The organism is Streptosporangium sp. NPDC051023, from assembly GCF_040689595.1.
GTDB lineage: Bacteria > Actinomycetota > Actinomycetes > Streptosporangiales > Streptosporangiaceae > Streptosporangium.
This window is the reverse complement of the sequence record NZ_JBFBCE010000060.1, coordinates 1-12,165: the sequence shown is the minus strand read 5'-3', so window position 1 is coordinate 12,165 and position 12,165 is coordinate 1. Positions and strand designations below refer to the sequence as shown.

The window sequence follows — 12,165 nt, the reverse complement described above, 5'->3', positions numbered from 1 at the left end:
TAGAGCTTGGCGACGTCAGACTTGGTGTGGGACCTGGGGGCGTGGGGCTCGACGCGGGTGTCCCCGTGGAAGCGAACGACGGTGTGGGCGATGGGGACGAAGTGGTTGAATCTACCCCAGACATGGTGTTCCCCTCGTCGGTGCGCCTTATCGGGCCGTCGCGTAGGCGCAGGACAGAGCCGCCTCGCATATTGCCTCCATTATCTGTAGGGATAGTATATTTTGCGACGGCAGGACATGGGCCTGATGATCGCGACCTCTATACCTCGACGCGATAGCCGCTGACCTGGGTCGCAAGCAGCCGGGCGTAGTTGCTCCCCGAGGCGGTGAGGTCGTCGTGACTGCCCTGCTCGACGATCCGCCGTCGCCGAGCGCACTATGAGGCTGGCGTCCCGTACCGAGCCACGCCGGTGCGAGACGAGCGGGCTGGTACGCCCGACCTGGTGCTCGCGCAGCCGCCGGTGCACCTTGTACTCGGCCTCGGCGTTGAGTCCCGAGCTGACTTCGTCGAGGGTGAGTAGGTTGCGGCGCTCGCGCACGAGGACGCGGGCCAGGGCCATCCGTTGCCACCACCCTTCCGAGAACACCGTTCCGGCGTCGTCTTCTGACCCGAAGAAGATGCGGCTCAGCATCGTGGCGTATGGCAGGGCCCAGATTGGGCCGGCCCCGGACATCTCGGCGACGGCTTACCCCCAGGGCGTGCAGCCGGGTGTCGGCCTGGAACTCCTCCCAGGCGCGCCGGTACATCTCGTCGGGCTCCACGCGCTGGTAGAAGTCGATGTATCCACGGAAGAGCGCTTCCCACACAGGCCGGTCCGCGGGCTGGAGCTTGCCGATCTCGATCACGCGTCCACGGTAGAAGCGGACGCGGCGCACCGACACGGCCACTTGGGGCGATACCCGGCGACCGCCCTGGCCGGGGCTAGGCTCGCGAAAGTGAGCATTCTTGTCATTGGTGGCACGGGGCGCGTCGGCAGTCATGTGGTGCGCAAGCTGACCGAGGCCACCCAGAGCGTGCGGGTGCTGGGACGCAGCGCCTCCGGGCCCGGTGCGGTGCGGGGCTCGATCGATGACCCGGCCGCGGTCCGCCGGGCGCTCGAGGGCGCCGACGGTGTGGTGATCGCGGTCGAGTCAGGCACCACGGCGGCCGCCGCCAGGGCCGTGCACGAGCTGGGGGTGCGCAACGTCGTCGAGGCCGCCGCGCCCGGCACGTTGGTCGTGCTCGTCACACAGATCTACCTGACCAGGGCGGACGAGCACCCCGAGATGGGCTACATCCTCGGCGCCCGGCTCGCCGGGGAGGAGGCGGTACGGCGCAGCGGCCTGCCGTACACGATCGTCAGGCCCAGCTGGCTGACCGGCCAGCCCGGCGGGCGGGGCGCGCTGCTGCTCGACCAGGGCGACACCGGCGACGGCCAGGTCAGCCGCGAGGACATCGCCGAGATCTGCGTGCAGGCACTGCGCGTGCCCGCCGCGCGAGGCAAGACCTTCGAGGTGTACGGCGTGCCAGGCGATCCCGTGGCCGACTGGCAGGCGGCGTTCGCCAAGCTCGCAGGGGACGCGGCGTGAGCCGTACCTGCCTGGTCACGGGGGCGAACCGGGGGATCGGGCTGGAGGTGGCGCGGCAGCTGGCGGCGGCGGGTGACACCGTGATCCTGACGGCGCGCGACCTGGGCAAGGCGCAGGAGGCGGCGAAGGGCATCAAGGGCGACGTGGTGCCCGTGCAGTTGGACGTGTCGGACGCGGAGTCCGTGGCCGGGCTCTCGCTCGAGCGGCTGGACGTACTGGTCAACAACGCGGCCATCCACTACGACACCTGGCAGCTGGCGGCCGAGGCGGACCTGGGCGTGGTGCGGGAGGCGCTGGAGACCAACGTGCTCGGCGCCTGGCAGCTCACGCAGGCGGTGCTGCCGCTGCTGCGCGCCTCGGGACACGGACGCGTGGTGAACGTCTCCAGCGAGGCGGGATCGCTGGCGCGCATGGGCGCGGGCACCCCCGCCTACGCGATGTCGAAGGCGGCGCTGAACGCGCTCACCAGGATGCTCGCCGCCGAGCTGCGCGGCGACCGCATCCTGGTCAACTCCGTGTGCCCGGGCTGGGTGGCGACGGACATGGGCGGGCCGGGCGGTGGGCCGGTCGCCGAGGGCGCGGCGAGCGTGCTGTGGGCGGTGAACCTGCCTGACAACGGGCCGACCGGCGGTTTCTTCCGTCACGGTCGGCCTCTGCCGTGGTGATCACCGGGTGAACCAGGTGACTGTGGCGCCGTTGCTGAACTCGCGGCGCGCGGTCGGCGTGAACAGGGTCGGGCTGAACTCTCCGGCGAAGCCGGGGATGCCCGTCCCTGCCACGACCGGGTAGCTCTTCACGACTAGCTCGTCAATCTCGGGCAGCAGACTCGCGGCCAGCTTGCCGCCGCCAGCGAGCCAGATGTCCTTGCCGGTGTCCTCCTGCTTGAGCTCGCGCACCAGCTTCACGGGGTCCTCGACCAGGCCCATGGTCTTCGACACGACGTACTCGCGCAGGTGGGCGTACGGGTTGGTGACGTTGATGGCCAAGGCGGGCTCGTAGGTGCCCCGGCCCATCACCAGCGTGTCGAAGGCCTGGTTCGGCGCGTCGACGGCCAGGCCGAGGTGGGGGCGGGCGTGGGTCGGCAGTGTCTCCGGGTAGTCGAACTTGATCCATTCGAGCATGTCGTCGGGCAGCGGGTAGAAGTCGATCTCGCCGCCAGGGCCGGCGATGTAGCCGTCGATCGACATCCCGACGAAGTAAACAAGCTTTCGCAAAACTGCTCCTATAGTACTCTGCTTGAAGTGGCTTAATCGTAGTACTACATGTGGAGTGGTGTAAATGGTGAGGCAGAACCTGGCCCGGCGGGCGGCGCTGGTGGACGCCGCGATCGAGGTGCTGGCGCGCGACGGGGCGCGCGGGCTGACGTTCCGGGCCGTGGACGCGCAGGCGGAGGTGCCGGTCGGCACGGCCTCGAACTACTTCGCCAACCGCGACGACCTGCTGACGCAGGCGGGCGGGCGGATCTACGAGCGGCTGCAGCCCGACGAGCGCACCATGGCCGACTCCCTGGCGGGCCCGCGCACCAAGGAGCGCGTCGTGGAGCTCATGCGCGACATCGTCAGCCGCATCACGGCGTTCCGCACGGGCTGGCTCGCGCTTCTGGAGCTCCGGTTGGAGGCGACCCGCCGCCCGGAGCTACGCGCCGTCCTCACCAAGCGCATCAGGGAGGACATCGACGCCAACGTCCGCTACCACCTCGAATCCGGGCTCCCCGGCGACGAGACCACCGTCAAACTGCTCTTCCTCGCGATGAACTGGCTCATCGTCGAACAGCTCACGCTCCCGGACGTCTTCTCCGAGCAGGAGGTCCAGGATCTGGTGGCGGCGGCGGTCGAGCGTCTAGGCAATGAGCACGGGTGAATGACGACATTGCATGACGACGTCGTGAAGGCAGGAAGCATGAGGCTGGCGCGGGAGAGCGACAGGGACGCGGTCGAGGAGATCGTGTTCGCAGCCTACGAGCCGTGGGTCGAGATCGTGGGGATGCGGCCGCTGCCGATGGAGGCCGACTACGGCAAGCTCATCGCCGAACAGCGGGTGCACCTGATGGGGGACATCGACGGGTTGATCGTGTTGATCCCGGAGGACGGCGCGCTGTACATCGACAACGTCGCCGTCCGGCCGGAGCTGCACGGCAAGGGGATCGGCAGGGAGCTGCTGGCCTTCGCCGAGGACGAGGCCAGGAGGCTCGGCCTGCCCGCGACCCGCCTGATCACCAACGTGAAGATGCTGTCCAACCGGGCGCTCTACGCCCGGCTCGGCTACCAGGAGGTCGGGTTCAAGGGCGTCGAGGGACGACAGGCCGTGGAGATGCGCAAGGAGCTCAGCTAGCTCAGCCAGGGGGAAGCCCGGAGGATCCTCGACCAGGCGAGCACGATGCGCAACGGCGTCCGCTGGTCGGTGGGGTTGGCACTCGGCCTCCGCCAGGGCGAGGCGCTCGGCTTGCGCTGGAAGTACTTAGACCTCAAAGCAGGCTCGATCTTCGACGTGGTCTTCGCGCAAACGAACGGCAGGCCGATCGGCACGCACGACGACTGGGAGGAGTGGAAGGCAATTCTGGTCGCGGCCAACGTTCGTGAGGCGCGCGTCCACGACGCTCGGCACACCGCAGGGACACTTCTGATCGAGCAGGGCGTCCACGTCCGGACCGTTCAGGAGATCCTCGGCCACAGCGACATCCGACTCACTCAGAGGTACACCCATTTCGACGACACCTTCGTCGCCGACCTGCGGACCGTCTCCTCGGTCGATGAAGCCGGTGAAGTGCTGGTGCACGGCGCGGAGTTGGGACCGCTCCTGGACCGCCATGGCATCGACCTGACCAGCGAGGAATCCGGGAAACTGAACGGCTGGCTGACCGTGCTGCTGCGCGTCACCACCGATGGCACGCTCACCGATGCGATGCGGACCGCCACGTTCACCGAGCGCGGCCCCGAACACCTGGTGTCGATTCACGACATGGATGACACCTTCTCCGCCGACGAGCCCTGGGAGGAAAGGCTGAGCGCGGTCACGCATCCCGCGCTCCGCGACCATTTGTCTGGTCGGTCGTTTTGATGACCGGGTGACGGGGAGCGGAGCCACGGGTGCTGCCACCAGTCCAGCTTCGTCGTTGCTCGACAACATACATACTAGTATGTACTCTTGCGGTCATGACCACGACCCGCACCGCCTACGACTCCCATGTGCACTATGCGAGCCTGTTGCAAGTCGCCGCGCGGCTACGTGCACGCGAACTCACGCCAGTGGAGCTGATCGAAGCACTGCTGGCGCGGGTCGACCAGGTCGATCCGGTTTTGCGTAGTTACGCCACGGTGACGGCGGATGTCGCCCGCGCTCAAGCCGTAACCGCCGAGGCCGAACTGGCAGCGGGCCGCTACCGAGGCCCCCTGCACGGTGTGCCGATCGCGGTGAAAGACCTCTGCTTCACCGCCGGTATCGTCACCGCGGCGGGCACCACGATCCACTCCGGATACGTGCCCACATACGATTCGACAGTGGTACAGCGTCTTTCGGAGGCCGGTGCCATCCTGCTCGGCAAGCTACAACTCACCGAAGCCGCGTTCGCTGAACACCACCCATCGGTCACACCACCTCAAAACCCGTGGAATCCCGATTATTGGTCCGGCGCCTCGTCGAGCGGTTCCGGCGTCGCGGTGGCGGCCGGCCTCGTATTCGGTTCTCTGGGCACCGATACCGGCGGGTCAATCCGGTATCCCTCCGCAGCCAACGGCGTCACCGGCATCAAACCGACGTGGGGACGAGTGAGCAGGCATGGCATGTTCGCGCTCGCCGCGAGCCTCGACCATATCGGTCCGATGGCGCGCTCGGCGGCTGACGCGGGCGCGATCCTGGGGGCGATCGCCGGAGCGGATCCGCATGATCCAACTGCGGTTCCCGTGCCGGTGCCCGACTATCTGGCCGACCTCGACGCGCCGATCGGTGACGTACGCGTCGGGGTGGACCGCGGGTACAACGAGACGCGCGTCGACTCGGTGACCATCCGAATGCTCGACGATGTCGTCGCGGTACTGCGCCGCCTCGGCGCGACGATCGTGGAGGTCACCCTTCCCGACACCAGCACCATCAACGCCATGTGGTCGCGTTACGCCGGCGTTGAGGCCGCGATCGCGCACCAGACGACCTTCCCGTCGCGCGCCTCGGAATATGGTTCGGTGGACACACCCGGTTCGATCGCCGGACTCGTCGCGCAAGGTCACACGGTGTCCGGGATCGAGCTGATGCACGCGCACCATGAGCGGCTCGCGTTCACCGGTGGACTCATTCGTACCTTGTGCGATGTGGACGTCCTGCTGACTCCGGTGCAGCCGACCACGAGTCTTACGCTCGCGCAGAAGGAGACACTGTATGCCGACTCTGACGCCTTGACCGATTTCCTGCGCTTCGTCACTCCGTTCGATATGGCCGGCAACCCGACGATCACTCTGCCGGGCGGTTTCGGCGAGGACGACATGCCGCTGGGGTTCCAATTCGTCGGCCGGCCGTTCGACGAGAAGCTACTGATCCAGCTCGGCCACGCCTATCAACGCGAGACGGACTGGCACCTGCGGCATCCGAACCTGTGAGATGAGCCGCGGAGACACCGCACTGCATTGCTGGGAGGCACCATGAAACCGAACGCTCGTGACCGTCTGATTGAGGGTACGCGGCAATTGCTGTGGGAGCGTGGATATGTCGGCACCAGTCCGACCGCGATTCTGACGCGCTCCGGCGTGGGCCAGGGCAGCATGTACCACCACTTCGACGGAAAGCCGGACCTGGTGTTGGCGGCCGAGCAGCGCAGCGCGGAACTGATGCAACAACAGATCACCGAAGCCTTCGCTGCTGAAGGCACCGCGCTCGAACGAATTTCGGGATATCTGGGGCGCGAACGCGATGTGTTGCGCGGGTGCAGCATCGGTCGGCTCACCGCCGACCCGGACGTCATTGCGGACGACATGTTGCGTGCACCGATCCGCGAGACCTTTGAGGTACTGCACGAACACCTCCGGCGCACGATCGCCGAAGGCGTAGCGGCGGGTGAATTCACCGGCGATCTAGACGTTGACGAGATCGCTTCCACCATTGCCGCCGTCATCCAGGGCGGCTACACCCTTGCCCGCGCGGCGCAAGCCGTCGAGCCCTTCGACCGCGCCGTACGAGGGGTGCTGTCACTCCTGCGGGCGAGCGCTCCGCACACGAACTGAACAGCGGCGCCCACCACCGGTCGACCAGGGCCAGGCCCTCGACAAGCTCGCGGGCCCTGCCGTTCTCGCCCCGTGCCTGCAAGATGCCGTCTTGCGCGACCGCCGCTCAGGTTCAGTCGCTATGCGATCGTGCGTAGCCCGATCGCATAGCGACGCCGGAGGCGCCGTGGTGGTCCCGTCTGCTCGGAGGCCTTGGCGCCGTGCTGGGTTCGGCGCTCGTGGGCCAGGCGCGCCTTCCGGTAGCCGTCACCTCCTGCTTACACGCTGTTCCTCTGCCTACCGGAGTGACCGTGTCGTCTGATGCTGTCCAAAAGCAGTTGCTGCCACCCGTCTCCGCCACCGGCCGGACACTCGGTCTGACCGGCCTGTGTCTCGGCACCGCGCTGATCATCATGGAAGCGAACGTGATCAACGTCGCGATCCCAGCGATTCGGACCGACCTTCACGCAAGCCAGACCGGCGCGCTATGGGCCGTCGACGCCTACACACTCGTGTTCGCCGCGCTGCTGTTGTCCGCGGGCCGGCTCGGGGATCGGATCGGTGCCCGGCGCGGCTACCTGACCGGACTGGGGTTGTTCGCCGTAGCCTCGATCGCCTGCAGTTTCGCTCCCAGCACGGGCATGCTCGTCCTCGGCCGCGTGTGCCAGGGCCTGGGTGCGGCGCTGCTCGCCCCGGCACCACTGACACTGATCACACGCACCTTCACAGCGACGGCCGAACGCACCAGAGCTGTCTCGGTCTGGGTGAGCATGGGTGGCATCGGATTCATGATCGGCCCATTCATCGGTGGGCTGCTGGTCGACACTCTCGGTTGGCGAAGCATCTTCCTGCTCAATGTCCCAGTTGCCGTAGCCACCGGTTGGCTTGTCGCGCGAAACGTGAAGGAGGTTCCGCTGCAACGCGTGTCGTTCGACATCCGCGGGCAGGCCATCGCGATCGTCGGCCTCGCCGCAACGGCGTGGGCGCTGGTTGAGTCGAGTGTCGCCGGCTGGCTCGACCCTGTCGTGCTCGCGGCGCTTGTCGGCGGCATCGTCGCCCTCATCGTTTTCGTCGCGGCTCAGTTTTCCTGGGCACGACACGGGCGACAGGTCCTACTACCGCCCGCCATCATCGCCGCGCGTCCCGTCCTCGCCGGTTTGCTCGGTGGTGCGACGTACAACTTCTCCCTCTACGGGATGCTGATCGTCTACACGTTCAACTTCCAGCAGCTACGCAGCTACTCGGCATTTCAGACCGGGTTGGCCTTCCTCCCCTTGACCGTTGCCGCCACACTCGTCTCGACCTTTCTCAGTACCCGTTTCATCACCAAGTTCGGGCCGCGTACCGGCTTGGCCACCGGAATGACCCTCTCGGCGATCGGGCTCGTATTGCTCACCGTCGCCTCCGCGCCGTACTGGCTCGTCGCAGTCGGCTTCTGTGTGTTCTCCTTCGGAATGGGACTCTCCGCACCCGCGCAGACGCTCGCGGTCATGACGTTTGCTCCCGACCAGCACAAGAACATGGGGTCGAGCGCTCTGAACACGGCTCGGCAAACAGGTGGCATGATCGGGGTCGCGCTACTCGGTGCGATCGTCACGACTGATCCCGTCAGCGGCACGCCGATAGCCATCGCGATCGCCATCGGCACGTGCATGATCGCAGCCGCGACCGCGCTACGGCTCATTCCACGCGAAACGATTCGCACCGACACGAGTCAGCGACCTGGTCATCACAGCCGTGAACGCATCCCCGGAGGTGGGGAAGAGGGCGATGAGCAGATGCCGCGCCAGTGACACCTGCGCAGGAGAACCTCATAACTCGGGGTGGTCCACCTGGGCTCCACCCCACCATCGCAGAAGTAGCCAGCAGTTGCGCGGCACTGTTAGCAAAGGTGTTAGCAAAAGGCCCCCACCGGTGTCCGGTGAGGGCCTCTGACCTGGAGCCGCCTTCGGGATTCGAACCCGAGACCCCTTCATTACGAGTGAAGTGCTCTGGCCGACTGAGCTAAGGCGGCATACCACGCGTGGTCAACGTGGCCTACGGCAGTCTACAGGCTTTCCGAGGCTTCCCGCGCCCCCGAATCAGCTGATCTTCGGACAGTGGACACCGTCCTTGGGAACGAGCAGGTTGACCAGGTAGTCGTCGACCAGGCGGTCGACGCAGGCCGAGCCGCTCCGGTAGGCGGTGTGGCCGTCGCCGTCGAAGTCGACCAGTACACCCGAGGAGAGCTGATCCGCCAGGGACTTGGCCCACTCGTACGGCGTCGCCGGATCACGTTCGGTTCCCACGACCAGGATGGGCGCGGCGCCGGGGGCGTCGATCTTCTCCCGGGGCACCGGCTTGACCGGCCAGTAGGCGCAGGGCAGCGCTCCCCACATGATGTAGGGCCCGAACAGCGGCGCGTCCCGGAGGGACTCGCGGGCCGCGGCGGCGAAATCCGCGGAGCTGTGCGGGAAGGCGGCGTCGACGCAGTTGATGGCGGTGTTGGCCTCGGTCTGGTTGGAGTAGCTGCCGTCCCGATGACGGTCGATCAGCAGGTCGGCCATCCGCAGCAGCGTGGTCCCGTCGCCCTTCAGCGCCTCGGTGAGCGCCCGGCGCAGGATCGGCCACGCCTGCCGGTCGTAGAGCGGGGTGACCAGGCCGAGAATCGTCCACGACTCGCCGACCGGGCGGCGGTCGGCGGTCCTGTTGGTGAGGGGCTGCTGGTCCGTCCTGTGGAGCAGGTCCGCGATCTGGTCGCGGGCGGACTTCACCGTGCCGTGGAAGGGACAGTCCGCGAGCGTGAGGCAGTCTTCCAGGAACGCGTCGAGAGCCACCTCGAAGCCGCGGGCCTGGGTGGCGTTCATCTCCAGCGGGGACAGCGAGGGGTCGACGGCGCCGTCGAGGACGAGGGCGCGGACGCGCTCGGGGAACAGGTCGGCGTAGACCGCGCCGAGCTGCGTGCCGTACGACTTGCCGAGATAGGTGAGACGCTCGTCGCCGAGGGCGGCGCGCAGCAGATCCATGTCCCTGGCCGCGTCGGCGGTGCCGACGTGCGACAGGAGCTTGCCCGAGCGAGCCTCGCATCCGGCGACGTAGTGGCGCGCGCCCTCCTCAAGGGCGGTGATCTCCTCCGGCGAGTCCGGCGAGCTGTCCAGGGCGTTGAAGGCGTCCAGCTCGGCCGACGGCAGACAGCGGACGGGCGAGGAGCCGCCGACCCCGCGCGGGTCGAACCCCACCACGTCGAAACGGGCCCGTACGGCGTCGCTCAACACCGAGCGCGCGTTGCGCGCGTAGTCGACGCCGGAGGCGCCGGGGCCGCCGGGGTTGATGAGGATGGAGCCGATGCGCTTGCCTGTGGCGGGCAGCCGGATGACGCTGATCTCGATCTTCTCGCCGCCCGGCTCGCCGTGGTCGAGCGGGACTGCGAGCTTGGCGCACTCGAACCCGTCACCGCAGGCGGCCCAGGCGAGCGCCGTCGTCGGGCTGCCCGAGGTCTTTCCCGCCTTGGCTCCCTCACTCGCGGCTCCGGCTCCCGCTCCGCTGCAGGCCGTCGTGAACAGCGCCAGCGCCGTGAGGGCGGCGGCCGTACGGTGGAGTCTCACGCCTCATCCGCTCCATAGATCAGGCCACACGACGGCGCGGCGCGGAAGCCGGGATGCGCGAAGTGACTGGCGGTCGTATACCGCTGGCATCGTACGCCCACGAAACCGCCATCGCGGAGATTGCCGATCAGCGATGCTGAGGTATGTCTTCCCCTCATCCACAGAAGTCTGACGATCTCTGTGGATGAGACATGTACGTCGAGTGAGGAGGTCTCGTGTTCAACGGAGCATCCCATCGCGAGCCTGGGTCGCCCTGGCCCGCAGGAACCCTCATGGCCGCCCTTGAGGAGAGCGCGCGCGGTGAGCTCCTCGCCTTGGGCAAGCCCGACTCCCACCAACCGGGAGAGATCGTGATCCGGCAGGGCGACCTCCGGCGCGACCATGTCTTCCTGCTGCGTTCGGTCAGGCCGGGGCTACCCGCCTGCGCCAAGGTCACGGCGATCCTCGACAACGGCGTCGAGGTGCTGCTCGGCGTGAGGGTGAGCGGTGACCTGGTCGGGGAGATGGCGGTGCTCAGGGGGGTCAGCCGCTCGGCGACGGTCACGGCGTGCACGCCCATGCTGACCTTCAGGATCCCTGCCACCGCCTTCCTGGCATATCTGAACAATCGTCCCGAGTCGTGGCCCCTGCTGGCTTCCATGATCGCGCAACGCCTCGACTGGGCCAACCGTCGCCGGCTCGACTTCGCCGCCTACGAGGTCCCGGTACGGCTGGCGCGGGTGCTCAGCGAGCTGGTCGAACGCCACGGGTTCGCGGTCGAGGACGGAATGGACATCGGCGTCCAGCTGTCCCAGCCCGAGCTGGGGCGGCTGATCGGAGCCAGGGAGGCGGCGGTGGGCAAGGCGGTCAGGTTGCTCAAGGAGCACAAGCTCCTGAAGACCCGCTACCGGCAGGTGGTCGTCACGGATCCGGAGGGTCTTCGCGCCTTCGCCTCCGACGAGTGAGCCCGTGGGGCGGCTCGCGGGGAGAGTGAGTTCGCCGGAAGGCGCTCATTGCCAGACGGTGACGAGGGTCAGCCAGCAGATCGCGGCCGCCAGCATCAGCCCGGCCCAGGGCACCGCCCTGGAGACGTGACGATACTTCCGCTCGGCGATCTCGGCGAGGACACGGGTCGTCGCCCGCGCCTCCGTGATCCTGGCCTGGACGTCCTCCGCGACCACGGCCTGGGTGGGCGAGGTGTGGGGCACAGGTCCGGTGATCGCGCGCGAGATCCGCGTTCCGAGGCCGGTGAGCACAGGCGGGACGGGACGTTCGGCGTACGGCGCACGCCTTCCGCCTCCGGTGAATCCGGTGAATCCGGTGAATCCGATGACGCTGTACCTGCTGCGTACGGCCGACGTCCGTAACACGGGCCGGAGGGCCCGGAGCATGTGGTACCCGGAGACGAGGAAGCCGAGCAGGAACAGGCCCAGCAGCACGGCCGCCACGACGGCGACGGGCCGGGCTAGCCCGGCGCCCGCCGAGGCCTGGGAGGCGACGGTCGCGGCGGCTCCCGCGTGGAACGCGACGAGGGTGCTCACCTTCCCGTCCGCGTGCTGAACGTGCCCCTGAAACGAGGCCAGTGTCGCGAGCGCATCATCCAAGTCGTCTTTTGTCACTGCATGAGGCTTTTGCCGGAAGCGAAGTAACATTTCACTCTCACCCCTCTTGGTTATCTCCAGAGAAAGAGGCGAAGCGTGGTACGAGTATGGATTAATACACTCTGAGATTCATTCTTTGTATTTGGCGGGGCGAAGACCACGACCTTGTCATTGACCGAGTAGCCGATCACGGTGAGCATCGAGGCCAGGAAGACCCCGTCGACCGTCTTGCCCAGCCACGCGAAC

13 protein-coding genes and 1 tRNA gene are annotated in these 12,165 nt (G+C 67.5%); 9 read left to right on the top strand and 5 right to left on the bottom strand.

Features of this window, described 5'->3' with window-relative positions:
* The first annotated feature begins 936 nt into the window (after positions 1 to 936).
* Positions 937 to 1,569 (top strand): NAD(P)H-binding protein, encoded by a 633-nt coding sequence (locus AB0395_RS31760; protein WP_366287446.1) that lies wholly within the window; start codon positions 937 to 939, stop codon positions 1,567 to 1,569.
* Positions 1,566 to 2,234 carry an SDR family NAD(P)-dependent oxidoreductase gene (locus AB0395_RS31755; protein WP_366287444.1) on the top strand — a complete coding sequence of 223 codons (669 nt, stop codon included), beginning with the start codon at positions 1,566 to 1,568 and terminating at the stop codon, positions 2,232 to 2,234. Before AB0395_RS31760 ends, AB0395_RS31755 begins: the two co-directional genes overlap by 4 nt.
* Here AB0395_RS31755 and AB0395_RS31750 read toward each other — a convergent pair whose 3' ends face one another.
* Positions 2,235 to 2,783, bottom strand: a complete 549-nt coding sequence (locus AB0395_RS31750; RefSeq protein ID WP_366287442.1) for a dihydrofolate reductase family protein — start codon at positions 2,781 to 2,783, stop codon at positions 2,235 to 2,237. It lies immediately after the preceding gene.
* A 67-nt stretch (positions 2,784 to 2,850) separates the two neighbouring features.
* Between AB0395_RS31750 and AB0395_RS31745 the strand changes: the two genes are divergently transcribed.
* From AB0395_RS31745 to AB0395_RS31720, 6 genes are all read left to right on the top strand, one after another.
* Positions 2,851 to 3,429: a TetR family transcriptional regulator gene (locus tag AB0395_RS31745; protein WP_366287532.1), complete on the top strand. Its 579-nt coding sequence runs from the start codon at positions 2,851 to 2,853 to the stop codon at positions 3,427 to 3,429.
* Positions 3,430 to 3,900, top strand: coding sequence for a GNAT family N-acetyltransferase (locus AB0395_RS31740; RefSeq protein ID WP_366287440.1), 471 nt, complete (start codon positions 3,430 to 3,432; stop codon positions 3,898 to 3,900).
* 45 nt (positions 3,901 to 3,945) lie between these two features.
* Positions 3,946 to 4,626: a site-specific integrase gene (locus tag AB0395_RS31735; protein WP_366287438.1), complete on the top strand. Its 681-nt coding sequence runs from the start codon at positions 3,946 to 3,948 to the stop codon at positions 4,624 to 4,626.
* A 95-nt stretch (positions 4,627 to 4,721) separates the two neighbouring features.
* A complete protein-coding gene (locus AB0395_RS31730; RefSeq protein ID WP_366287436.1) occupies positions 4,722 to 6,155 on the top strand; it encodes an amidase in 1,434 nt (477 codons plus the stop codon).
* Positions 6,156 to 6,197: 42 nt separating this feature from the next.
* Positions 6,198 to 6,776, top strand: coding sequence for a TetR/AcrR family transcriptional regulator (locus AB0395_RS31725; RefSeq protein WP_366287434.1), 579 nt, complete (start codon positions 6,198 to 6,200; stop codon positions 6,774 to 6,776).
* A 290-nt stretch (positions 6,777 to 7,066) separates the two neighbouring features.
* Positions 7,067 to 8,548 carry an MFS transporter gene (locus AB0395_RS31720; protein WP_366287432.1) on the top strand — a complete coding sequence of 494 codons (1,482 nt, stop codon included), beginning with the start codon at positions 7,067 to 7,069 and terminating at the stop codon, positions 8,546 to 8,548.
* A 144-nt stretch (positions 8,549 to 8,692) separates the two neighbouring features.
* Here AB0395_RS31720 and AB0395_RS31715 read toward each other — a convergent pair.
* Positions 8,693 to 8,769 (bottom strand) — tRNA-Thr (locus tag AB0395_RS31715).
* Positions 8,770 to 8,836: 67 nt separating this feature from the next.
* Positions 8,837 to 10,339: an alpha/beta hydrolase gene (locus tag AB0395_RS31710; protein ID WP_366287430.1), complete on the bottom strand. Its 1,503-nt coding sequence runs from the start codon at positions 10,337 to 10,339 to the stop codon at positions 8,837 to 8,839.
* Positions 10,340 to 10,611: 272 nt separating this feature from the next.
* Between AB0395_RS31710 and AB0395_RS31705 the strand changes: the two genes are divergently transcribed.
* Positions 10,612 to 11,283, top strand: a complete 672-nt coding sequence (locus AB0395_RS31705; protein WP_366287428.1) for a Crp/Fnr family transcriptional regulator — start codon at positions 10,612 to 10,614, stop codon at positions 11,281 to 11,283.
* A 45-nt stretch (positions 11,284 to 11,328) separates the two neighbouring features.
* Here AB0395_RS31705 and AB0395_RS31700 read toward each other — a convergent pair whose 3' ends face one another.
* Together AB0395_RS31700 and AB0395_RS31695 are read right to left on the bottom strand one after the other, a co-directional pair.
* On the bottom strand, positions 11,329 to 11,922 hold the full coding sequence (locus tag AB0395_RS31700) for a hypothetical protein (protein ID WP_366287426.1): 594 nt from the start codon (positions 11,920 to 11,922) through the stop codon (positions 11,329 to 11,331).
* A 68-nt stretch (positions 11,923 to 11,990) separates the two neighbouring features.
* On the bottom strand, positions 11,991 to 12,155 hold the full coding sequence (locus AB0395_RS31695; protein WP_366287530.1) for a hypothetical protein: 165 nt from the start codon (positions 12,153 to 12,155) through the stop codon (positions 11,991 to 11,993).
* Positions 12,156 to 12,165: the final 10 nt, after the last annotated feature.

Bases quoted from the DNA above. Each gene is read 5' to 3' on its own strand.
- AB0395_RS31725 (WP_366287434.1), top strand. From the start codon at position 6,198: ATGAAACCGAACGCTCGTGACCGTCTGATTGAGGGTACGCGGCAATTG.
- AB0395_RS31705 (WP_366287428.1), top strand. From the start codon at position 10,612: ATGGCCGCCCTTGAGGAGAGCGCGCGCGGTGAGCTCCTCGCCTTGGGC.
- AB0395_RS31735 (WP_366287438.1), top strand. From the start codon at position 3,946: ATGCGCAACGGCGTCCGCTGGTCGGTGGGGTTGGCACTCGGCCTCCGC.
- AB0395_RS31730 (WP_366287436.1), top strand. From the start codon at position 4,722: ATGACCACGACCCGCACCGCCTACGACTCCCATGTGCACTATGCGAGC.
- AB0395_RS31740 (WP_366287440.1), top strand. From the start codon at position 3,430: ATGACGACATTGCATGACGACGTCGTGAAGGCAGGAAGCATGAGGCTG.